General features: G+C 71.4%; 19 protein-coding genes. 15 read left to right on the plus strand and 4 right to left on the minus strand.

Features of this window, described 5'->3' with window-relative positions; translation table 11 throughout:
• The first annotated feature begins 140 nt into the window (after positions 1 to 140).
• From BEK98_RS32660 to BEK98_RS32675, 4 genes are read left to right on the plus strand one after another with little or no spacing between them, the layout of a single operon-like run.
• Positions 141 to 1109, plus strand: coding sequence for a carbohydrate ABC transporter permease (locus BEK98_RS32660; RefSeq protein ID WP_244202090.1), 969 nt, complete (start codon positions 141 to 143; stop codon positions 1107 to 1109).
• Complete coding sequence (locus BEK98_RS32665; RefSeq protein ID WP_094220348.1) at positions 1106 to 2029, plus strand: carbohydrate ABC transporter permease; 924 nt, start codon at positions 1106 to 1108, stop codon at positions 2027 to 2029. The genes BEK98_RS32660 and BEK98_RS32665 overlap by 4 nt, the downstream gene beginning before the upstream one ends.
• Positions 2030 to 2076: 47 nt before the next feature.
• Positions 2077 to 3063 (plus strand): hydroxyacid dehydrogenase, encoded by a 987-nt coding sequence (locus tag BEK98_RS32670; protein ID WP_094220421.1) that lies wholly within the window; start codon positions 2077 to 2079, stop codon positions 3061 to 3063.
• Positions 3064 to 3081: 18 nt separating this feature from the next.
• Positions 3082 to 4545, plus strand: a complete 1464-nt coding sequence (locus BEK98_RS32675) for an HAD-IA family hydrolase (protein ID WP_094220349.1) — start codon at positions 3082 to 3084, stop codon at positions 4543 to 4545.
• 12 nt (positions 4546 to 4557) lie between these two features.
• Here BEK98_RS32675 and BEK98_RS32680 read toward each other — a convergent pair whose 3' ends face one another.
• Both BEK98_RS32680 and BEK98_RS32685 read right to left on the minus strand, forming a co-directional pair.
• Entirely contained in the window at positions 4558 to 5844 is a 1287-nt protein-coding gene (locus tag BEK98_RS32680; RefSeq protein WP_094220350.1) for a cytochrome P450, read from the minus strand.
• A gap of 16 nt (positions 5845 to 5860) precedes the next feature.
• A complete protein-coding gene (locus BEK98_RS32685) occupies positions 5861 to 7210 on the minus strand; it encodes a glutamine synthetase family protein (protein WP_094220351.1) in 1350 nt (449 codons plus the stop codon).
• A 371-nt stretch (positions 7211 to 7581) separates the two neighbouring features.
• Here BEK98_RS32685 and BEK98_RS32690 point away from each other — a divergent pair, with 371 nt between their 5' ends.
• The 10 genes from BEK98_RS32690 (at position 7582) to BEK98_RS32735 (ending at position 17734) form a co-directional block, all read left to right on the plus strand.
• The gene (locus BEK98_RS32690) at positions 7582 to 7770 is read left to right on the plus strand and encodes a ferredoxin (RefSeq protein ID WP_094220352.1); all 189 of its coding nucleotides are present in this window, start codon (positions 7582 to 7584) and stop codon (positions 7768 to 7770) included.
• Between the two features lie 3 nt (positions 7771 to 7773).
• Positions 7774 to 8985, plus strand: coding sequence for an NAD(P)/FAD-dependent oxidoreductase (locus tag BEK98_RS32695; protein WP_094220353.1), 1212 nt, complete (start codon positions 7774 to 7776; stop codon positions 8983 to 8985).
• A 10-nt stretch (positions 8986 to 8995) separates the two neighbouring features.
• Complete coding sequence (locus BEK98_RS32700; protein WP_094220354.1) at positions 8996 to 9808, plus strand: acetoacetate decarboxylase family protein; 813 nt, start codon at positions 8996 to 8998, stop codon at positions 9806 to 9808.
• 94 nt (positions 9809 to 9902) lie between these two features.
• Positions 9903 to 11363 carry an aldehyde dehydrogenase gene (locus BEK98_RS32705; protein WP_094220355.1) on the plus strand — a complete coding sequence of 487 codons (1461 nt, stop codon included), beginning with the start codon at positions 9903 to 9905 and terminating at the stop codon, positions 11361 to 11363.
• Positions 11356 to 12291: a 3,4-dihydroxyphenylacetate 2,3-dioxygenase gene (locus tag BEK98_RS32710; protein ID WP_094220356.1), complete on the plus strand. Its 936-nt coding sequence runs from the start codon at positions 11356 to 11358 to the stop codon at positions 12289 to 12291. Before BEK98_RS32705 ends, BEK98_RS32710 begins: the two co-directional genes overlap by 8 nt.
• 30 nt (positions 12292 to 12321) lie before the next feature.
• Positions 12322 to 13167: a fumarylacetoacetate hydrolase family protein gene (locus BEK98_RS32715; protein WP_094220357.1), complete on the plus strand. Its 846-nt coding sequence runs from the start codon at positions 12322 to 12324 to the stop codon at positions 13165 to 13167.
• A 44-nt stretch (positions 13168 to 13211) separates the two neighbouring features.
• Positions 13212 to 13835 (plus strand): TetR/AcrR family transcriptional regulator, encoded by a 624-nt coding sequence (locus BEK98_RS32720; RefSeq protein ID WP_094220358.1) that lies wholly within the window; start codon positions 13212 to 13214, stop codon positions 13833 to 13835.
• A gap of 186 nt (positions 13836 to 14021) precedes the next feature.
• Positions 14022 to 15482, plus strand: coding sequence for an APC family permease (locus BEK98_RS32725; protein WP_425276638.1), 1461 nt, complete (start codon positions 14022 to 14024; stop codon positions 15480 to 15482).
• A gap of 60 nt (positions 15483 to 15542) precedes the next feature.
• Positions 15543 to 17033, plus strand: coding sequence for an aldehyde dehydrogenase (locus BEK98_RS32730; RefSeq protein WP_094220360.1), 1491 nt, complete (start codon positions 15543 to 15545; stop codon positions 17031 to 17033).
• Entirely contained in the window at positions 17030 to 17734 is a 705-nt protein-coding gene (locus BEK98_RS32735) for a gamma-glutamyl-gamma-aminobutyrate hydrolase family protein (protein WP_094220361.1), read from the plus strand. Before BEK98_RS32730 ends, BEK98_RS32735 begins: the two co-directional genes overlap by 4 nt.
• Before the next feature lie 7 nt (positions 17735 to 17741).
• On the opposite strand, the gene BEK98_RS32740 is transcribed toward BEK98_RS32735, so the two are convergent.
• On the minus strand, positions 17742 to 18314 hold the full coding sequence (locus BEK98_RS32740; protein WP_094220362.1) for a MarR family winged helix-turn-helix transcriptional regulator: 573 nt from the start codon (positions 18312 to 18314) through the stop codon (positions 17742 to 17744).
• Positions 18315 to 18469: 155 nt separating this feature from the next.
• Between BEK98_RS32740 and BEK98_RS32745 the strand changes: the two genes are divergently transcribed.
• Positions 18470 to 19348: an ATP-grasp domain-containing protein gene (locus tag BEK98_RS32745; RefSeq protein WP_094220363.1), complete on the plus strand. Its 879-nt coding sequence runs from the start codon at positions 18470 to 18472 to the stop codon at positions 19346 to 19348.
• Here BEK98_RS32745 and BEK98_RS32750 read toward each other — a convergent pair.
• Positions 19335 to 21752: a polysaccharide lyase 8 family protein gene (locus BEK98_RS32750; RefSeq protein WP_094220364.1), complete on the minus strand. Its 2418-nt coding sequence runs from the start codon at positions 21750 to 21752 to the stop codon at positions 19335 to 19337. The two genes, BEK98_RS32745 and BEK98_RS32750, sit on opposite strands and share 14 nt — an antisense overlap.
• Positions 21753 to 21879: the final 127 nt, after the last annotated feature.

Raw genomic sequence — 21879 nt, forward strand, 5'->3', positions numbered from 1 at the left:
GGAGGGGGCGCGGGTGCGGCGCGCCCACCACAGCGCGTCGCACCCGCCACAGCCCCGGCGCCCGTAGGGCGCCCAAGAAGCACCCTGACCCCTGTGTACCGCCCCGCCTCTCCCGCCACCCCGACCCCGAAGGAGCCGCCGTGGCAGCACCCCTGGCCCGCACCGCCGGACCGCCCGACGCCCGCCGTGGCCCGGCCGGACCCGGCGGGGCCACGCAGCTCAGGCGCAGTCAGCGCCGGGCCGCCGCCCTGCTGATCACCCCGTTCTTCGTCCTGTTCGGTGCGGTCATGGTCGCGCCCATCGGCTACGCCCTGTGGATGAGCCTGTTCCAGGAACGTTCCTCCGGGCTCGGCTTCGGCGGCACCCGACGCGTCTTCGCCGGACTCGCCAACTACACCGCCGCCCTTTCCGACCCAGGATTCCGCGCCTCCTTCGCGCACATCGCGCTCTACTGCGCCCTCTACATCCCGGTGATGATCGGCGGCTCCCTGGCCCTCGCACTGCTCGTCGACTCCGCCCTCGCCCGGGCGAAACGGTTCTTCCAACTCGCGCTCTTCCTGCCGCACGCGATCCCCGGCCTGATCGCCTCGATCATCTGGATCTACCTCTACACGCCGGGACTGAGCCCCGTGCTCGACTGGATCTCAGCGGCCGGCGGCAGCTGGGACTTCTACGCGAACGATCACGTCCTGCTCTCCATGGTCAACCTGTCCGCCTGGCAGTGGACCGGCTACAACATGGTCATCTTCTACGCCGCCCTACAGGCCGTACCGCGCGAAGTGATCGAAGCGGCCGTGGTGGACGGAGCCGGCGCCCTGCGCACCGCCCTGCGCATCAAGATCCCGATGATCGCCTCCGCGATCGTCATGACCGTCCTGTTCACCTGCGTCGGCGCGATCCAGCTCTTCACCGAACCCAAGCTGCTCAACCAGCGCGGAGCACCATCGATCGACACCGAGTGGTCGCCGACCCTGTTCATCTGGAAGGCGGGATTCGTGCAGCACGACTACGGCCTGGCCGCGGCCGCCTCCCTGCTGCTCGCCGCGCTCGGCGTCGCCCTCTCCTTCGTCGTCACTTGGATCGGCAACCGCTGGAAGGCGGCGGTATGAGCACCCTCACCCACTCCACCCCCGCACCCGCCCAGCCGTCCACGGACACCCGCCGGCAGGCGACCGCCCGCCGCCGCACCCCCGGGCACGCCCTGCTCTCCAAGGGCGTCGTCAACGGCCTGCTGATCCTCGCCGTCTGCTACACCCTGATGCCGGTCAGCTGGCTGCTCATCGCCGCCACCAAGAACCACCGCGACCTCTTCGCCACCTCCGGCTTCACCCTCGGCCACTTCGACCTCCTCGCCAACCTGCGGCACGTGTTCACCGTCAACGACGGCATCTACCTGCGCTGGTTCGGCAACAGCGTCCTGTACTCCGTCGTCGGCTCCGCCGCCTCCACCCTGATCTGCGTGGCCACCGGCTACGCCTTCGACAAGTACGACTTCAGGGGCAAGGAGAAGCTGTTCGGGCTGGTCCTCGGCGGGGTCCTCGTCCCCAGCACCGTCATCCAGCTGCCCATGTACCTGCTCGCCGGCAAGGCCGGCATCGTCAACACCTACTGGGCGCTGCTGCTGCCCGCCCTGGTCAACCCCTTCGGCGTCTACCTGGCCCGCGTCTTCTCCGAGGGATACGTGCCCGCAGAGGTCCTGGAGGCCGCCCGCGTCGACGGCGCCGGCGAACTGCGCACGTTCGCCCGGATCGCACTGCCCATGCTCGCCCCCGGCTTCATGACGATCTTCCTGTTCTCCTTCACGGCCAGCTGGAACAACTTCTTCGGCGCTCTCGTCATGCTCAACGACGACCACCTCTACCCGGTCAGCCTGGGCCTGTTCATGTGGAACAGCGTCACCCAGCAGCAACCCGAGTACTACTCGCTCGTGATCACCGGCTCCCTGGTCGCCGTGCTCCCGCTGATCGTCGCCTTCGTCTGCCTGCAGCGCTTCTGGCGCTCCGGCCTGACCGCCGGCGCGGTGAAGTGACGGTGACCGTGCCCCAGACCCGCCGCCGTCCGCGCACCGTCCTCGCCATGGGCGCCGACATCCACCGCTCCCTCCTCGCCGACGGCACCCTCGACCGCCTCCACACGGTCGCCCGCGTCGACACGACCACAACGATCACGACGATCACCGACGCGAGCTCGGCCGACGCCCACCGGCTCGCCCACGCCGAGGTGCTCTACACCCACTGGGGCGCGCCGGCGCTCACCGAGGACGCGCTGCGCCGCATGCCCCGCCTGCGGGCCGTCGTCCACGCCGCGGGCTCCGTCAAGCACCACGTCACCGACGCCGTCTGGAAGCGCGGCATCACCGTGTCCTCGGCGGCCGCCGCCAACGCCCTGCCGGTCGCCGAATTCACCCTCGCCGCCATCCTGTTCGCCAACAAGCGCGTCCTGGACATCGCCCACGGCTACGCCAGTACCCGCAGACAGCCCAGTCTGCTCCCGTATTTCGACGGCTACGGCAACTACCACCGCACCGTGGGCGTCGTCGGCGCCTCCCGCATCGGCCGCCGGGTCATCGAACTCCTCAGCCCGCTCGACCTGCACGTCCTGCTCCACGACCCCTACCTCGACCCGGCCGGGGCCCGTGCTCTCGGCGCGGAACCGGCCGGCCTCGACGACCTCGCCCGGCGCAGCGACGTGGTCACCATCCATGCCCCCCAACTCCCCGAGACCCGCCACATGTTCGACGCCCGCAGGCTCGCCCTGCTGCGGGACGGCGCCACGCTCATCAACACCGCGCGCGGCTCCCTCGTCGACACCGAAGCCCTCACCCGGCACCTCGTCTCCGGCCGCATCCACGCCGTCCTCGACGTCACCGAACCGGATGTACCACCCGCCGACTCACCCCTGTACACCCTGCCGAACGTGCTGCTGACCCCGCACATCGCCGGCTCCCTCGGCAACGAGCTGGGCCGCATGGCCGACTGGGCCACGGACGAGGTGGCGCGTTACGCGCAGGGCCTGCCGTTCGCTTATGGAGTGGGGCCGGACGAACTGTCCCGGTCCGCCTGACCGATCGTAAGGAGCGCCATGCCCGTCGCCGCTCGCCGCGTCCTCGTCGTCGGCATCGACGGCGTACGTCTCGACGTACTGCACCGCCGGCCCACCCCGCACCTCGACGCGATCGCCGCCGACGGATTCCTCACGGCGGTCCAGGTCGGCGACGACACACCCACCCTGTCGGGTCCCTGCTGGGCGACGATCGTCACCGGGGTGGGCCCCGCCAAGCACGGGGTGTGGAGCAACGACCTCAGCGGCCACCGCCTCGACGTCTTCCCCGACTTCGCCACCCGCCTCGACCACCACGACGGCCGGCGGACCTTCGTCGCCGCCGGCTGGCGGCCCCTGCTGCAGCCGCGCGACGGCGGGCCCCTCTTCCGGGCGCCGTCCCGGACCACGTTCATCGCTCCGCAGGCCGACACCCCCGAGGCATGGGAGGAGTGCGACGAGCGGATCACCGAGGCCGTCGCGCACGTCCTCGCCGAGGACGATGTCGAGGCGTCCTTCGTCTACCTCGGCGCGCCCGACGAGACCGCGCACGTCCTCGGCTGCGGAGAGGCGTACGAGGCGTCGGTCCACCGCGCCGACGCCCGCCTGGGCCGCCTGCTCGCAGCCGTACGCTCGCGCCGCGCGTACGCCGACGAACGGTGGACGTACCTGGTGGTCACCGACCACGGTCACGTCGACGCGGGCGGCCACGGCGGCCGCTCCGCCGAGGAGCGCACGGCCTGGCTGGCGGCAGCGGGTCCCGGTATCGGCAAGGCACCCCCGCGGGTCCGGCAATCCGATGTCGCCGCGCAGGTCTTCGCCGCCGTGGGCCGCCACCCCGACCGGCACTGGACCCTGGACGGCCGCCCCTTCGCGGCCGAGCCGCACGCCGTACTCCTCGACATGGACGGCACGCTCGTGGACACCGAGTCGCTGTGGCTGCGCACGGTCCGGGAGCGGGTGCCCGGGATCGGCGTCGACGACCTCTTCGACGTCCTCGGCCGCTCCACCGCGGACACCGCCCGGCACCTGCACCGCCTGACGGGCGCCGACCCGCGGGAACTCGCGGCCGACCTCGACGCACGGTTTCTGGATGCCGTCCAGCGGGAGGCCACCCCGCTCCCGGGCGCCCTCGAACTCCTCGACTTGCTAAAGGAGTTGGACCTCCCCATGGCACTGGTCTCGGCGTCCGCGCGGCCCGTGGTGGACGCCGCCCTCAAGGTGCTGGGCGCCGACAGGTTCCGTACGACCTTCGCCGAGGGCGAGACGCCTCGCACCAAGCCGGCCGCCGACCCCTACCTCGCCGCCGCCCGGGCCCTCGGTGTGGATCCCGCCGCCTGTCTCGCGGTCGAGGACTCGGCCGCCGGGGTCGCGGCGGCCGAGGCGGCCGGCTGCAGGGTGCTTGCCGTCCCGTCGTACGCGCCGATCGGGAAAGGGACCCGGCGCACGGTGCGCCGGGGCCTTACCGGCATCGACCGGAAGGAGCTGTGGGCGGCGGGGCTCTGAGGCCTCCCGCGCTCAGGCCAGGGTGACCTCCACCGGCAGCTTCTTGATGCCGTTGACGAAGTTCGAGCGCACACGCGGGACTTCACCGGTCAGCCGGATGCCGGCGAGGCGCGGGATCAGCTCCTCGAACATGATCCGGATCTCGGTGCGGGCGAGCAGGTTGCCCAGGCACAGGTGCGGGCTGCCCTTGCCGAAGGTGACGTGGTCGTTGTTCTCGCGGGCCACGTCGAAGTCGTACGGGTTGCCGAAGACCTCCTCGTCGCGGTTGCCGGAGGCGTACCACATGACGACCTTGTCGCCCTCCCTGATCCGCTTGCCGCCCAGCTCGACGTCACGGGTCGCGGTACGGCGGAAGTGGTAGACCGGGGAGGCCCAGCGCAGGAACTCCTCGACGGCCGTGGGGATCAGGGACGGATCCTCCTGGAGGCGGGCGAGCTGCTCGGGGTGCTGGAGCAGGGCCAGCATGGAGTGGGTGATGGTGTGCCGGGTCGTCTCGTTGCCGGCCACCACCAGGAGCAGGAAGTAGTTGTCGAAGTCCTGCGCGGACAGCGGGACACCGTCGCGCGGGGTGGTGTTGACGAGCTTCGACACCAGGTCGGTACCGTCCTTGCCGCGCCGCTGCCGGGCCAACTCGCGCCCGTACTCGAAGACTTCGAGCGACGCCGGGGAACGGAACGGCAGGTCGCGGTACTTCTCGCTCTCCTCGCTGTGCAGCAGGACGTCCGCGTAGTCGGGGTCGGTGTTGCCGATGATGCGGTTGCCCCAGTCGATGAGCTGCTGGTTGTCCTCCGGCGGGACGTCCAGCAGGCGGGCCAGCACGTTGATGGGGAAGTCGGCGGAGACGTCCGCGACGAAGTCGAAGCCGCCCTTCGCGAGTGCCGCGTCCAGGGTCTTCGCCGTCAGGCCGCGCAGGAAGTCGGAGTAGCTGTTGATCACGCTCGCGCCGAACTGCCGCTGGATCAGGCTGCGCAGAGCCCGGTGCCGTACGCCGTCCAGCTCCAGAATGGAGGCCCGCTTCTTGATCTGGTCGTCGTCGACTTCTTCGAGGTTGACGAACCGGGTCGAGGTGAACGTCTCCGCGTCCCGGTCGACCCTGGCGATGTCGGCATGCCGGGTGACCGCCCAGAATCCGGAGTTGGGCGCCTCCTCCGGCTGCCAGTGCACCGGGTCCTCGTGGCGCAGCGTGTGGAACATCCGCCACGGGGTGATGCCGTCGGTGAAGTGGTCGAGGTCGGCAAGGTCGACGTCCGCCAGGGGCAGCGGCTCGCTCGCGGCGGCGGCCGGGGTCTCGGTGGTCACAGGTGGCTCCTCGGGGTCACAGGTGGTAGGCGTACTCGGTGAACTCCCAGTCGGTGACGAACCGTTGGAAGCGCTCGACCTCGTTGCGCTTGTAGGTGAGGAAGGACGTGGTGAAGTCCTTGCCGAGGATCTCGGCCAGGGCGGTGTCCGCCTCCAGCGCGTCCAGGGCGGCGGACAGGGTCGTCGGCAGCAGGGCCGACCTGGCCGTGTCGTAGCCGTAGCCCTCCAGCGGGGCGGCGGGCTCCTCGCCGGCCAGGACACCCAGCAGGGCGGCGGCGATCGTGCCGGCGATCGCGAGGTACGGGTTGGCGCTCGCGTCGCCCAGCCGCAGCTCCAGGCGGGCTCCGCTGCCGCGCTCCGGCGGGATGCGGACCATGGCGCTGCGGTTGTCCAGCCCCCAGTCGATCAGCCAGGGGGCGAGGGTGTCCGGGCCGAAGCGCTTGTACGAGTTCACCGTCGGGTTGAGCAGCGCCGCGAGCGCCGGGGCGTGGGCGAGGACACCGGCCACGGCGTGGCGGGCGGTGGCGGACAGACCGTACGCCCCCGAGGGGTCGTCGAATGCGTTGCGGCCGTCGGTGTCGTCGCAGGACAGGTGCAGGTGGAAGCCGGAGCCGCCGGAGTCGTTGAACGGTTTGGCCATGAACGTGGCCAGCCTGCCCTCCCTGCGGGCCAGCTCCTTGATCGCGGCCTTGAAACGGAAGGAACGGTCGGCTGCCGACAGGGCGTCCGAATGGATCAGATTGATCTCGAACTGACCACCGTCGAACTCGTGGTTTCCGCTGATCACCCCGATGTTCAGATCGCGCACCTGGCGCAGAGTGCGCAACAGGTGGTTGTCCGGGTCGGCGCGCAGCCCGGCGGTGTAGACGACGCCGGGGTCGCGGGCGTAGCGGCGCCAGCCGCCGGCGGGGTCCGGCTCGCACAGGTAGTACTCCAGCTCCGGTCCGACGACCGGGCGCAGCCCGTGCTCCCGGCACCGCTCCAGGACCCTGCGCAGCAGGTCGCGGGGCGATTCGGGCGCCGCGGAGCCGGTGGCCGGGTCGACGATCTCCGCCAGACAGGTCGCGACGCCGGGCTCCCAGGGGAGCGGGGTCAGGGTGTCGAGGTCCGGTCGTACGGCGATGTCGGGCAGCCCCGCGTCCAGGCCGCCGCTGACCGGGACCACGTCCCCCTGCGGGCTGGTGTGGTAGACGGCCCGGCAGAAGGCCAGCCCGTGCTCCACGGCCCGGGTCAGCTCCTCCAACAGGACGTCGCGCGCCCGGTCGGTGCCGATCAGATCGGGATAGGTCACCCGGACGACGTCGATGCCGTCGGCGGCGAGCCGGTCCATGTGGCGGCGGACTTCCGGGATGTCATGAGCGCTCACCGTTGTCTCCTGGGGCGGACGTCGGGCACCTCCGGGACGTGCATGTCCGGGAGGCGGGTGGCGTGGCAGAGAAAACCGGGGCGCGGCGGGGGAGAGGCCCGTGCGGGGCGGCTCCCGGGCGGCCCCGGGGCATGTTGTTTGAAGCCAAACCGTAAGGAGCGTCGTGCTGTACCGCAAGGTTTCCGGGACAAGAATTTATCCATCTGGATAGGTATTGACCGAGAGGGGTCGCCTGTCTACCTTGTTTGCAGCCAAACGAGTTCGGGGTGCGGTTATCGCACCCCGTTGGCCGGGGCCCTTCCTACGCAGGACGGGCCCCACTTCTCTCCCTTCACTCCGCTTCGACGCCCTCACCCTCAGGAGGACCGGCCATGAAGGTCGTCGTCGACATGACCAAGTGCCAGGACCACGGCCAGTGCGTCTTCGCGGCACCCGACGTCTTCCAGCTCGACACCGACGGGCACCTCACCTACGTCAGCGACCCCGACGACGCCCTGCGCGACGAGGTCGAGGAAGCCGCCGACGTCTGCCCGCTCCAGGCCATCCGGATCGAGGACTGACCCATGAGCGGTCGCATCGTCGTCGCCGGCGCCTCCATGGCCGGCCTGCGCGCCGCCGAACAGCTGCGTGCGGCGGGCTGGACCGGGGCGATCACCCTCGTCGGGGACGAGCCCCACATGCCGTACAACCGCCCACCGCTCTCCAAGGAGGTCCTCGCGGGCAAGGCACCCTTCGAGTCGCTGGCCTTCCGCCCCCGGGCGAGCGTCGCCGACGTGGAGTGGCGCCTCGGCCGCACGGCCGTCGCGGCCCGGCTCGACGAACGGACCGTGCAGCTCGACGGCGGCGAGGCGCTCGCGTACGACGGTCTGGTGGTCGCCACCGGCATGCGGCCCCGCCGGCTGCGCTGCCCCGGCCCGCTCGCCGGGCGGCACACGGTCCGCACCCTCGCCGACGCCCAGGGCCTGCGCGAGGCGCTGACCCGGCCCGGCGCCCGGGTGGTCGTCGTCGGCGCCGGGTTCATCGGCTGCGAGGTCGCCGCCACCGCCGTCGGACTCGACGTCGCCGAGGTGATCGTCGTCGATCCGCTGCCCCTGCCCATGGTCGGCCCGCTCGGCGAGCTGCTCGCCCGGGCGCTGCTCAAGCGGCACGAGGAGCGAGGCGTACAGTTCCGGCTCGGCACCGGTGTGCAGGGCTTCGAGGGCGATCGAACGGTCACCGGCGTGGTGCTGGACGACGGTTCGGTCGTGCCGGCGGACGTGGTGGTCGAATCGGTCGGTTCGATCGCCAACACCGAGTGGCTCGACGGGAACGGCCTCGACCTGACCGACGGCGTCCTCACGGACGAACTGCTGCGGGTCGGGGGCCGACCGGAGGTCGGGGCCGTCGGTGACGTCGCCCGCTTCCCCAACGCCCGCTACGACGGGGTACCCCGCCGGGTCGAGCACTGGTCCATCCCCACGGACACCGCGAAGCAGGCCGCGAAGGCCCTCGTCGCCCATCTCGTCGGTGGCGGCGAGACGGAACCCGCTCCGTTCGCACCGCTGCCGACCTTCTGGAGCGACCAGCACGACTTCCGGCTGCAGTCCTTCGGCGCCCCCGCGCTCGGCCTCGCCGACGTCCGGATCCTCGACGGCGACGCCGACGGGGACGTCCTCGCCGGCTACCACACCGGCGGCCGCCTGGTCGGCGTCGTCGCCCTCGGCGGCCCGGGTGTCGCCTCCGCCGCCGCCCGCTACCGCGCCGAACTGCTGAAGCAGCCCGCCCTCACCGCGTAAGGAGCCTCAAGTGACCAGTGTCCGCGGTTACTTCCACCCCAAGACGGCGACGGGCACCTCGTCGCTCATCCCCTCGCCCCCCTGGCGCTACTCCGGCGACCTGCTCACCGTCGAATACCGCACGGATCCCTCGCGAGTACGTGAACTGCTGCCCGAGCCACTGGAGTTGGCGGACGAGGACCCGGGTGCCGTCGCCCTGATCTGGGCCGACTGGCAGTCCTGCTCCCAGCCGGGCTCGGAGTTGCTCGATCCCGTGCTGTCGCAGTACAAGGAGGCCTTCGCGGTCGTCCGGTGCAAGTACCGGGGGCAGACGTACTCGCGGTGCGTGTACATCTGGGTGGACAAGGACTTCGCGATCGCGCGGGGGCTGCACCAGGGGTATCCGAAGAAGCTCGGGTCCCTTCACCAGACGCGGCCGCATCCGTACGGGCCCGCTCCGCGGATCGAGGCGGGGGCACGGTTCGGGGCGACGCTCGCGGCTGCCGACCGGCGGTTGGCGCAGGTGGTTGTGACCCTGAGGGAGCCTTCCGAGACCAACGGGTTCGTCAATGGGCATCCCATGGTTCATCATCGCTGGCTGCCCTCTGTCGAGAAGGGTAAGGGGCTTGCGCTCGACGAGTTGATCGAGTCGGGGGCGGCTTCGTTTGAAGGCGGTCAACCGTGGGTCGGGGATGCCGAGTTGGAGTTGTTCGAGGCGCCGACCGAGGAGTTGGCCCTGCTGGAGATTCGGGAGCCGATCGCTGCGTACTACCGGCAGGTCGGGGTGGTCTGGGACGGCGGGCGGCTGCTCGAAGCGGGTACGTCGGGGGCGTCTGCCGAGTGAGGTTCGTGGTCGGCTGCGGGTTCGTCGTGGCTGGTCGCGCAGTTCCCCGCGCCCCTAGGAAGTTCATCCCCCCTGTCTATAAGGAGCCCTACTCATGTCTGACAAGATCACTGTCGGCGGGGTAGCCGTCGACACCCGGCACTGGATCGGCGGCCAACGCATCGCCTCCGGCGAGACGTTCACCGATCACTCGCCCATCGACGGAACCGCCCTCGGCGAGATCGCCCGCGGCGGCCCCGCCGAAGCCGCTGCCGCCGTCGCCGCCGCCGAGGCCGCCTTCCCCGCCTGGGCCGCCACTCCCCGGGCCGAGCGCGCCCGTATCCTGCACGCCATCGCCGACGGCGTCGAGAAGCGGATCGAAGAGCTGGCCATCGTCGAGACCACCGACAACGGCGCCCTGCTCCGCTCCCACCGCCGGGGCGTCATGCCCCGCGTGGCCCACAACTTCCGGTTCTTCGCCGACTGGCTGCTCCAGCTCGGCCACGAGGACTTCGAGACGCGGGGGCACAGCAACCACGTCAGCTGGGACCCGGCCGGCCCGTGCGTGCTGATCACGCCGTGGAACGCCCCGCTGATGCTGGCCACCTGGAAGGTCGCCCCGGCCCTCGCCGCCGGTGACACCGTGGTCCTGAAGCCCGCCGAGTGGTCACCGCTGACCGCCTCGCTGCTCGCCGACATCGCCGCCGAGGCGGGGCTGCCCGCCGGAGTGCTGAACGTCGTGCAGGGGTACGGCGCCGAGATCGGCGACGCGCTCACCTCGCACCCGGACGTGCGCCGGATCAGCTTCACCGGTTCTGTGCCCACGGCCAAGCGCATCGCGGAGTCCGCGGCCGCCAACCTCACCCCGCTCAGCCTCGAACTCGGCGGAAAGTCACCGCTGTTGGTGTTCGCGGACGCCGACCTGGACCTTGCCGTCGACCTCGCCGTCGAGCAGTACGACAACGCCGGGCAGGTGTGCCTCGCCGCCACCCGCTTCCTCGTCGAGGAGTCGATCGCCGAGGAGTTCACACACCGTTTCGTCGAGAAGGCGGCCACGCTCACGCAGGGCGACCCGCGGGACGAGGCCACCGACATCGGCCCGAACATCCACCCCCGCCAGCTCGACAAGATCGACGGCTTCGTGCAGCGGGCGCTGGCGGCCGGGGCCCGCGCGGTCATCGGCGGTCACCGCAACGACGGCCAGTACTACGCGCCGACGCTCCTCACCGACGTCGCCCAGGACTCGGAGATCGTGCAGGAGGAGGTCTTCGGGCCCGTCCTGACCCTCCAGACCTTCGCCACCGAGGAGGAGGCCGTCCGCCTCGCCAACGACACCCGCTTCGGCCTCGCCGCCACCGTCGCCACGGGCGACCGCGCGCGCTCCGAACGCGTCACCGAACAGCTCGTCGCCGGCACCGTCTGGGTCAATTGCTTCTTCGTGCGCGACCTCCAGGCACCCTTCGGCGGCTCCCGCCTCTCCGGTGTCGGCCGGGAGGGCGGTACCTGGAGCTTCGACTTCTACTGCGACCTGAAGAACACCGTCACCGCCCCGAAGGGATGGAAGCACCATGGGTGAGATCGTCGGGGCGGGGCTGCTCGCCCACGTCCCCACCATCGTGCTGCCGGAGGCCGACCGGCTGGAGCTGAACCAGGGCAAGGAGATCACCCTCGTCACCGGCCTCGAACAGCTCCGCAAGGACGTCTTCGGCCGGGACGACTACGACACCGTCGTCGTCCTCGACTCCCACTGGGCGACCACCGTCGAGTTCGTCGTCACCGCCCAGCAGCGACGGGCCGGCCTGTTCACCTCCGAGGAACTGCCGCGCGGCATGTGCCGGATGCCGTACGACTTTCCCGGCGACCCCGAACTCGCCCACAACATCGCGCAGTTCGCCGACAAGCACGGCACGTGGATCACGCCGATCGACGACGAGTACCTGCCGATCTACTACGCCACCATCAACCTCTGGAAGTTCCTCGGCGAGGGACTGCCCGACAAGCGGTGGGTGACCATCGGCGTCTGCCAGACCGGTGACATGGAGGACCACCTGCGGCTCGGGCGCGCCCTCGCCGACGGCATCGCCGCCACCCCGGGGCGCCGGGTGCTGCTCATCGCCTCCGGCGCGCTCTCGCACACCTTCTGGCCGCTGCGCGAGCTGCGCGACCACGAGGCCAGCGACCCGGTGCACATCTTCACGCCCGAGGCCCGCGCGGCCGACGAGGAGCGCATCGCCTGGTTCAAGGAGGGCCGCCATGACAAGGTCCTCGACACCATGGACGAGTTCTGGAAGTTCAAGCCCGAGGCGAAGTTCTTCCACTACCTGATGATGGCCGGCGCCCTCGGCGAACAGGCCTGCGTCGCCAGGGCCCGCCAGTACGGCGCGTACGAGAACTCCGTCGGCACCGGCCAGGTGCACCTGTGGTTCGACCGCCCGGCCGGCGGCTGGACCGGCACCGGCCTGCCCGCCGCACCGTCCCCGCGCACCCCGCACAGCCGCGTCTAACCCCGCCCAGCCGCGTCCAGGAGAACCGACATGCCCGAATACCGCCGTATCCTCCTCGACGGCGCCGCCGTCCAGGTCACCGTGGACGGCGACGAACTCGTCGCCGGTGACGGCCGCCGCGTCAAGATCGAGGACGCCCGGCACCTGCCTCCGGTGGTCCCCTCCAAGGTCGTCGCCGTCCACCTCAACCACCGCAGCCGGGTGGAGGAGTTCCGGATCGACCTGCCGGACACGCCGACCTACTTCCACAAGCCGACCTCGTCCCTCAACTCCCACCAGGGCGCGATCGTCCGCCCCGAGGGCTGCAAATGGCTCAACTACGAGGGCGAGGTCGCCATCGTGATCGGGAGGACCGCCCGTAACATCTCGCCCGCCGAGGCGGGGGAGTACATCGCGGGCTACACGATCGCCAACGACTACGGCCTGCACGACTTCCGCGACACCGACGCGGGCTCCATGCTCCGGGTCAAGGGCTCCGACACCCTGTGCCCGCTCGGCCCGGGCCTGGTCACCGACTGGGACTTCCACGGCAAGCGACTGCGGACGTACGTCAACGGCGAGGTCGTCCAGGACGGTTCGACCGATGAGATGAAGTGGGACATGCACTACCTCGTCGCCGACATCGCCCGCACGATCACCCTGTACCCGGGGGACGTACTGCTCTCCGGCACCCCGGCCAACTCGCGGCCGGTCCGGCCCGGCGACGTCGTGGAGGTGGAGGTGGAGGGTCTCGGCCGGCTCACCAACCACATCGTCACCGGACCCACCCCGATCCGCACCGACGTCGGAGCGCAGCCCACCGAGTCCGAGGAGGTGCTGTCCACCGCGCTGGGCGGCGACTGGGAGTTCCGCGGCGTCCGGCCGCCGCGGCGGTGAACCGCGGACCCTGCGCGGCACGGGCGGCGGGTAGGGTCACGGCCATGACCGAACCCGCCGAGACCTCGCAGGACCGCCGCCAGTCCGCCCGCAAGCGGCTCGGCTACGGCGAGGGCCGCGAGGCGCTGCTCAGGGCCGCCGTGCGGGTCGTCGGGGCCCGGGGGCTGCGCCACCTGACCTACCGGGCCGTCGCCGAGGAGGCGGGCGTCACCCACGGTCTGGTCGTGCACCACTTCGGCTCCCGGGACGCGCTGATCGAGGAGTCCCTGGCCTACGCGATCCGCACCAGCCTCAGCAGCAGCCTCCTGGAACCCGGCACCGGCCGCCCCGAGGACTTCGTCGCCGGGCTCACGGACATGGTGGAGGAGGACGCGGACGGGCAGGCGTACCAGTACGAGCTGCTGCTGGAGGCCCGCCGCCGCCCCGAGCTGCTGCCGCAGGTGCGCGAGCTGTACGACGAGTACTTCGGTGCCTCGCACCGCGAGCTGGACCGGATACTGCCGCCCGGGGTGAGCCCGACCTTCAACCGGCTGGTCTTCGCCGCACTGGACGGTCTCGTCCTGCACCAGCTGACCGGGATCGCCGACCGCGGTGACACCGAGGCCTGCCTCGCCGAGCTGCGGTCCCTCCTGCGCGACCTGGGCGAGCGGCCCCCGGACCGCGACTGAGCGTGCCCGCCAGGGAACCCCCCGTCGCGCTTGCGGCGGGGGGTTTCTCGTGCGATCCCACAGGTGGTTTCCGGACCGTAAATTCCGCACCCGCACCCCTTGTCAGATGGATAGTTCGGGCCCACCATGAGGCAACTCGTTTGGCTCAAAACAAAACCTCCCTCCCCTCCTCAGCAGGTGATCCGAGTGGACAGTCAGACGGTCGACGCAGCACCCCGGGCCGGAGAGGCCCCACAGCCCGCAGGAACCCTCAAGCGCAACGCCCTGGGAGTCCTGGGCATCCTCTTCTTCGTCCTCTCCGCCCAGGCGCCGCTCACCGGTATCGCGGGCGCCGTCCCGATCGCCGTCGCGGTCGGCAACGGACCCGGGGCCCCGGCCGCCTACGCCGTCGCCGGCGCGGTCATCCTGCTGTTCTCGGTGGGGTTCGTGGCGATGGGCCGGCACGTGGTGAACGCGGGCGCGTTCTACACGTACATCGGCAAGGGCCTCGGCCGGACCACCGGCAGCGGCAGCGCCGCGGTGGCCCTCTTCGCCTACTGCACGGTCCAGGCCGCGATGTACGGCCTGTACGGCTTCACGGTCGCCGGCCTCGTCGACCACTACGCCGGCGTGCACCTCGCCTGGTGGGTGTGGGCCCTGGTGACCATGGTCGTCGTCCAGGCGCTGGGCGCCGCCGGCATCGAGATCGGCGCCAAGGTGCTCGCCGTGTTCGTGCTGGCCGAGTTCAGCATCCTGCTCGCCTTCGCCCTCGTCACCCTCTTCAAGGGCGGCGGCCCCGAGGGCCTCGGCGTCGCCGACACCTTCTCCCCGAGCGCCGTCCTGCAGGGCGCCCCGGGCGTGGCGCTGATGTTCGCCGTCGCGTCCATGTTCGGCTTCGAGGCCACCGCGATCTACGGTGAGGAGGCCCGCCAGCCGCACAAGACGGTGCCCCGGGCGACCTACCTGTCGGTCGCCGTGGTCACCGGCTTCTTCGCCTTCACCTCGTGGATGCTCGTCTCCTCGTACGGCGCCACGAAGGTCACCGGGGCCGCGGGCAAGGCCCTGGAGGGCGGCGACGCCACCGTCTTCGTCTTCGCACCCATCGCGGACCTGTTCGGTGGCTGGGCAGGCGACGTGTTGCCCGTCCTGCTGGGCACCTCCCTGTTCGCCGGCATCCTCGCCTTCCACAACTCCGCCAACCGCTACCTGTTCTCCCTCAGCCGCGAGGGCCTGCTGCCCCGCCGGCTGCGCTCGCTCAACAAGCGCCACTCGCCGTGGGCGGCGGGCATGGTGCAGACGGCGATCGCGGTGCTGCTGGTGATCCCCTTCGCCCTCGCCGGCAAGGACCCGGTCCTCACCCTCTTCTCCTGGCTCAGCGGCGTCGGCGTCCTCGCCTGCATGCTCCTGTACTTCCTGACCTCGATCTCCGTGATCGTCTTCTTCCGCCGTGAGCGCCTCGACACCCGGCGCTGGAACACCCTGATCGCCCCGACCCTCGGCGCCCTCGGCATCGCCGCCGTGATCTGGGTGGTCCTCGCGAACTTCACCACCCTCATCGGCGGCGACCCGACCACCGCCATCTGGCTCGTCGCAGCCGTCCCCGCCGTGCTGCTGCTGGGCGCCGGCACCGCGCGCGTGGTCCACGCCCGGACCGCCGAGGACAGCTGACACACCCCGCCAGGCCCGGCTCCGCCAGGAGCCGGGCCCCCTACCCTGGACAGGACCACCATGCTGGACGTCACCCATGACGAACTGCTGCGCCGGGCCAAGGCTCTCGACCTGCCCGCGCTGCACCACATCGACGGGACCGACGAACCCGGGGGAGGGACGGCCTTCGCCGTCGTCTCGCCCCGCGACGGACAGACCCTCACCGAAGTCCCCGACGCGCGGCAGGCCGAGGTCGACCACGCCGTCGCCGCCGCACGCCGCGCCTTCGACTCCGGCCCCTGGCCGCGCCTGGCACCCGCCGAACGCGGCCGCGTACTGCTCCGGATCGCCGAACTCCTCGAAGAACAACGGGAGAAGCTCGCCCTCACCGTCAGCCTGGAGATGGGCAAGCCGATCACCGACGCGTACGCCATCGAACTGCGCGCCGCGATCAACACCTTCCGCTGGTACGGCCAGCTGGCCGACAAGCTCACCGACGAGTCCCCGCACACCGCCCCCGACGCCCTCGCCCTCGTCACGCGCGAACCGGCGGGCGTGGTCGGCGCCGTCGTCCCCTGGAACTTCCCGCTCACCCTGGCGAGTTGGAAGGTCGCCCCGGCCCTCGCGGCCGGCTGCACGGTCGTCCTGAAGCCGTCCGAGTCCTCCCCGCTGTCCGCGCTGCTGCTCGGCCGGATCGGCACCGAGGCCGGACTGCCGCCGGGCGTGCTCAACGTCGTCACCGGCGACGGCCCCACCGCCGGCCGCGCGATCGGCCTGCACCCGGACGTCGACGTCCTCGCCTTCACCGGCTCCACCGCCGTCGGCCGCCACTTCCTGCGCTACTCCGCCGACTCCAACCTCAAGCGGGTCTGGCTCGAACTCGGCGGCAAATCGCCCAACATCATCCTGCCCGACGCCCCCGACCTCGACCGCGCGGCCGCCACCGCCGCCTGGGGCATCTTCTTCAACCAGGGCGAGATGTGCACCGCGCCCTCCCGGCTCCTCGTGCACTCCTCGATCGCCGAGCGCGTCACCGAGGCCGTCGTGGAAAGGGCCCGGGAACTCCGCGTCGGCGACCCGCTCGACCCCGCCACCGAGATGGGCGCCCTCGTCGGCGAGGCCCACCTGGACCGCGTCCTCGACCACGTCGCCACCGCCGGCGCCGAGGGCGCCCGCCTGCGCACCGGCGGCGCCCGCACCCTCGCCGACACCGGCGGCAGCTACCTCAGCCCCACCGTCTTCGACCGGGTCGACCCCGGGATGCGGCTGGCCCGCGAGGAGATCTTCGGCCCGGTGCTCTCCGTCCTGATCTTCGACGACCTCGACGAGGCGGTACGGCTCGCCAACGCCACCGAGTACGGCCTCGCCGCCGGCCTGTGGACCTCCGACCTGTCCACCGCCCACCAGGTCTCCCGCGCGCTCAAGGCCGGCACGGTCTGGGTCAACTGCTACGAGGAGGGCGACCTGACCGTCCCCTTCGGCGGCATGAAGCAGTCCGGCAACGGCCGCGACAAGTCCGCGCACGCCCTGGAGAAGTACACCGAGCTCAAGACGACCTGGATCCAGCTGTGACGCCCCGCCCGCTGATCGCCGTCCCCGCCCGCTTCTCCGCCACCACCTCCGCCCTGCGGTACGCCGCCGAGGTCAACGCCCGCGCCCTGATCGAGGCCGTCTGGCGGGCCGGCGGCGAACCCGTGAGCATCCATCCCGCCGAGAGCGACGTCGCCGCCCGGCTCACCCGCTTCGAGGGCGTCCTGCTCCCCGGCGGCGGCGACCTCGCCCCGCACCGCTACGGCGCCGCCACCACCCACGACAGCGTCTACGACGTCGACGACCTCCAGGACACCTTCGACCTGCGGGTCGCCCGCCACGCCCTCGACTCGGGCCTGCCCCTGCTGGCCGTCTGCCGGGGACTGCAGGTCGTCAACGTGGCCCTCGGCGGCAGCCTGGAACAGGACATGGGCGGCCCGGAACACGAACACCGGCACCTCGTGCACCCGGTACGGATCCGGCGCGGCACCCTGCTCGAAGGGGCCACCGGCGCCGAGAAGGCGGACGCCTCCTGCTACCACCACCAGCGCGTAGACCGCCTGGGCCACGGCCTGACCGTCACGGCCACCGCCGCCGACGGCACCGTCGAGGGACTCGAACTCCCGGGCGCCCGGGGCTGGTTCACCGCCGTCCAGTGGCACCCCGAGGACACCGCGCACGAAGACCCCGCCCAGCAGGGCCTGTTCGACGCCCTGGTCGCCGCCGCGCGACGGAGCAGCTGACCGCAGGTCAGTTCCTGGCGCGCCGCCCACTGCGGCGGGGCGCCGGCTCGGCCCCGCCGAGCAGCTCCCGGCGACGCTCCTCGCCGTGCTCCTCCACCTGGAGGACGACCCGCCGCAGCCCCTCCGCGAGGCTGCGGCACTCGGCGTCGCTCAGGCCCGCGGTGACGAACGCCTCCTCCTCGTTGAACTCCGGGAACACCCGCCGCATCAGCTCCTCGCCCTTGTCGGTGAGGCTCAGCAGCACCAGCCGCCCGTCGTCCGGATGCCCGGACCGGGCGATCAGCCCGCGCGACTCCAGGGTGCGCGCCACGCCGGTGAGCGTGCCCTTGGAGATCCCGGCCTCCTCCGCCACGTGCCGGGTCTCCGACTCGCCCCAGACCCACACCACCCACAGCACGACGAACGCCGTCCAGGTCAGGTCCGAGCCGCGCAGCACCGAGTTCTCCAGGTGCTGCCGCACCGCGGAGGCGGCCCGGTAGATGTTGGCCACGGCCGCCATCTGCTCCCGGCGGATCGGGACGCCGCCGAGCTTCGCTGACGCGAGCCGTTCGGCTTCGGTGATGGATCGCTGGCCGGGCACGGGCGCTCCTCGGGTCACTGCGCGGGACACCCACGGCCGGGTGCCGGCCACGGGAGGTCGTTCGGCCTCAAATTGTACGGAGAACCGGGCCGGGGAAGGGAGCGTCCACCCCTCGACGTAACCTTTCTGCACCCCAGCTGCCCGAGGAGATCCCCATGTCCGCCGCCCGCCCCCGCGTCCTCTACGTCACCGACCTGGCGTACCCGGCCCGCGGGCGCCGCTACGGCGACGAGGACGTCTTCCTGACCTCGCGGCTGCGTGAGCACTTCGACCTCGCCCTGTGTCATCCGCTGGACGCGACCGCGCTCATGGACGCCTACGACGCGGTCGTCATACGCAACAGCGGACCCGTCCTCGGCTACCAGAAGGAGTACGACGCCTTCCGCGCGCGTGCGCTGGGCAGCGGGGCGCGGGTGTACAACCCGCTCAGCGGCAAGGCCGACATGGCCGGCAAGCAGTACCTGCTCGACCTGAGCGCGGCGGGCTTCCCGGTCATCCCCACCGTCGACCGCGCCGAGCACCTGCACCAGCTGCCCGCGGCCGAGCGCTACGTGGTCAAGCCCAAGGCCGGCGCCGACTCCCTCGGCCTCCGGATCCTCCCCGCTGACGGCCTTGCCAAGCTCGCCGGCCTCGCCGACGGCACCGTCCTCATCCAGCCGTGCGTCGACTTCGCCTACGAGGTGTCCTTCTACTTCGTCGACGACGACTTCCAGTACGCCCTGTACGCACCCGACCCGGAGCGCCGCTGGGAGCTGCGGCCGTACGCCGCCACCGCCGCCGACCTGGAGTTCGCCCGCCACTTCATCGACTGGAACGGCCTCGACCACGGCATCCAGCGCGTCGACGCCTGCCGCGCTCCGGACGGCGAGCTGCTGCTGGTCGAGCTGGAGGACCTCAACCCCTACCTGTCCCTGGACGCCCTCCCGGAGGAGGCCCGGGACGCCTTCGTCACCGCGCTGACGGCGTCCCTGAGCCGGTTCGTCCACGCGGCCCAGGGGACGCAGGAGGCGCGGGAGACGCTCATCCCAGCGTGACGGTGATCCGCTGCGTCGCGCCCGCCGTCGCGGTCAGGTCCCCGAAGGTCAGGGTCAGCGCGGAGCCCGTCGCCGCCGAGGTGACCGAGGCCGGCGCGGAGGTGACCGAGGCGATCGCCCGCCGCCAGGTCAGCGTGAGACTCGTGCGCATGCGCATCGGATCGCTCACCGCGATCACCGCCGTACCATCAGCCTTCTCGGTGATCATCACGCAGCACGGATCGCTCGCGGTGAGCGTTCCGACCGTTCCGCCGAACCAGAAGTTCACGCCGGTGAAGCCGAGCGAGGGAACGGTCACGCCCTGCTGGCTGTCGGTGTTGGCGAGGACGGTCAGCCACCCCGTGTCGGCGGCCCGCGCCTGCGTACGAGCGGCGGTCGCGCCCGGCAGCAGGAGGTAGGCGTACGACGCGTTCACCGGGTCCGTGCCGTGGTCGACGTACAAGGTCAGGTACTTGCGGTTCAGGACGGTCGTCGAGCCGCCCTTGTTGATCGTGCTCCAGCTGCCGTCCCGGGCCTCGCGCAGCGCCCGCACCGTCGCCCCGCCCGGGAAGACATAACCGCCGTGCCCGCCGATGTGCGCCCACTTCGCGCCCGTGAGCGTCTCGGACCACGGGTAGGCCGCGGGCTTGACCGTGCCGTCCACGGTGAACGGGGCGCCGCCGGTGGGGCCGAGGTTGCGGTTCTCGACCGTCGTCTCCACGGCCGTGCCGTCCGTGCACTTGATGCCCGCGCCCAGGCAGACGACCGTGTCGTCCAGGAAGAACCACGACTTCTTCGCCATCAGCGTGGACTGCAGCCCCTTCAGGTACTGCCCGACCGCGGCCCGCTCCCCGTCCGTGGCACCGCCCACCCAGTTCACGTCCGGCAGTGAGGCACCCCAGTCCCCGCCCGCCGCGTCCGCCAGCACCTTGCGGGAGACGGTCGTACCGGGCAGTCGGTAGGGGTCGACGGTCGGCCAGAAGGCGTCGCTGTACTGGCCGTTGGCGAACGTGTCGCCCCACCAGTACAGCATCCCCGAACCGGTGTGCCAGCCCCGCAGGTTCTCGCCGTTGCCCGTCTCGTAGTAGGTGATCCGTCGGTCGGCCATGCTGAGCGCGGCCGCCCAGCCGGGCCTGCGGTGCGTGGCCCGCGCCATGGACGGGAACAGCCGGTGCCCGGTGGGCTCGGCGACCGCGGTCACCGACGTGTCGTCCTGAACTCCCTTGAGCCGGGCCAGCTGCGGCAGGCCGAGCACCGGGTCGTTCAGCGGCGGGCTGTAGTAGTCGCGTTGCGTCCAGCCCTTCACCAGGCCGCGCCAGCGCGCGTTCTCCGCCGCGCTCGCGCCCTGCCCGAGCAGGACGATCGAGGCGAGGATCGGATGGCCGCGCAGATGGTCGTCCTGCTGGACCTGCTTCGGGTCCGACGCCGACAGCCCCCGGCTGATCGCCCGCCCCGAAACAGCGTCCATCACCAGGCCGTTGTAGAGGAACGGCGCCCACGCGTGCTCCACCGCGTCGAACACGATCTGCCGGTTCGGGTCCGTCACCGCCCAGCTCGAACCCGCCAGCAGCGCGAACAGCAGACCCAGACCGCCGAGCAGCACCGAGCCGTACGAACCCGTGTAGGGCACGGTGGTGTGCTGGACGAACGACCCGTCCGTGTACAGGCCGTCGCCCGAGGTGACGTACGGGAGGACGGGGGAGAGGGCGTCCCTGGCCAAGGCCACCTTGGCCGCGCTCGCGCCGACGACGCCGCGCAGCGCCAGCACTCGGCACAGGTCGACCCGGTTGGCGCCGGTGCTGGTCCCGCTGTAGCTCGCCACCGCCGAGTCGGGCACGAAGTGGTCAACCGCGGCGAGGTAGTTCGCGAGCTGCGCCGCCGACAGGGCGTCGTACAGCAGCACACAGACGTCGAGCAGCGCCTGCGGGGCGCCGATCTGCCAGCTGTACCAGTTGCCGTACCGGGTCCGGCCGGCGTTGTAGACGTCGTCGTGGAGATGGTCGAGGCCGGTCAGGATCGCGTCCCGCAGACCGGTGTCGCCGGTCAGGCCGGTGCCCGGACGGCAGTAGGCCTGGGCGAGCGTGTTCAGGCGGGTGTAACTGGTGTTCATGTTGCCCGAGTAGCCGTAGGACTCCTGGTCGGTGTCCGGGTCCGGATCGGCGTACACCAGGTCGGGCCAGAGCGAGCCGGTGGCCGGGGCCATCGTGGCGAGCAGCCCGCGCGCCGTGGCGCCCAGGTCGGCGAGCCGGGACGCGAACGGTTCGGCGGCCGGGTCGAAGCCCTCGCCGAGGATCAGGGTGCGCCACTTCGCACGCAGCGTCGCGAACTCGTCCGAGTCCGCGGACGCCCGGGTGCCGAGCCCCAGGGCGACAGCGGTGCCTGCGGAAGCGGTCAGGAAACCACGGCGTGACCAAGGAGTCGTCATGACGGCGGTTTCTAGCATGCACTCGCTCAAACGCTCAATGCTTCTTACCGAGTTGAGCGTTTCGAGCGTTTGTGGGAGAGGGTGGGGCTGAACGGGCCCGGCGTGCGCGCCGTATCTCAGCACGGGG

The sequence above is a fragment of the Streptomyces diastatochromogenes genome (assembly GCF_002242805.1).
Classification (GTDB): domain Bacteria; phylum Actinomycetota; class Actinomycetes; order Streptomycetales; family Streptomycetaceae; genus Streptomyces; species Streptomyces diastatochromogenes.

Bases quoted from the DNA above. Each gene is read 5' to 3' on its own strand.
- BEK98_RS32665 (WP_094220348.1), top strand. From the start codon at position 1,106: ATGAGCACCCTCACCCACTCCACCCCCGCACCCGCCCAGCCGTCCACG.
- BEK98_RS32670 (WP_094220421.1), top strand. From the start codon at position 2,077: ATGGGCGCCGACATCCACCGCTCCCTCCTCGCCGACGGCACCCTCGAC.
- BEK98_RS32675 (WP_094220349.1), top strand. From the start codon at position 3,082: ATGCCCGTCGCCGCTCGCCGCGTCCTCGTCGTCGGCATCGACGGCGTA.
- BEK98_RS32690 (WP_094220352.1), top strand. From the start codon at position 7,582: ATGAAGGTCGTCGTCGACATGACCAAGTGCCAGGACCACGGCCAGTGC.
- BEK98_RS32695 (WP_094220353.1), top strand. From the start codon at position 7,774: ATGAGCGGTCGCATCGTCGTCGCCGGCGCCTCCATGGCCGGCCTGCGC.
- BEK98_RS32705 (WP_094220355.1), top strand. From the start codon at position 9,903: ATGTCTGACAAGATCACTGTCGGCGGGGTAGCCGTCGACACCCGGCAC.
- BEK98_RS32710 (WP_094220356.1), top strand. From the start codon at position 11,356: ATGGGTGAGATCGTCGGGGCGGGGCTGCTCGCCCACGTCCCCACCATC.
- BEK98_RS32715 (WP_094220357.1), top strand. From the start codon at position 12,322: ATGCCCGAATACCGCCGTATCCTCCTCGACGGCGCCGCCGTCCAGGTC.
- BEK98_RS32720 (WP_094220358.1), top strand. From the start codon at position 13,212: ATGACCGAACCCGCCGAGACCTCGCAGGACCGCCGCCAGTCCGCCCGC.
- BEK98_RS32730 (WP_094220360.1), top strand. From the start codon at position 15,543: ATGCTGGACGTCACCCATGACGAACTGCTGCGCCGGGCCAAGGCTCTC.
- BEK98_RS32745 (WP_094220363.1), top strand. From the start codon at position 18,470: ATGTCCGCCGCCCGCCCCCGCGTCCTCTACGTCACCGACCTGGCGTAC.
- BEK98_RS32750 (WP_094220364.1), bottom strand. From the start codon at position 21,752: ATGACGACTCCTTGGTCACGCCGTGGTTTCCTGACCGCTTCCGCAGGC.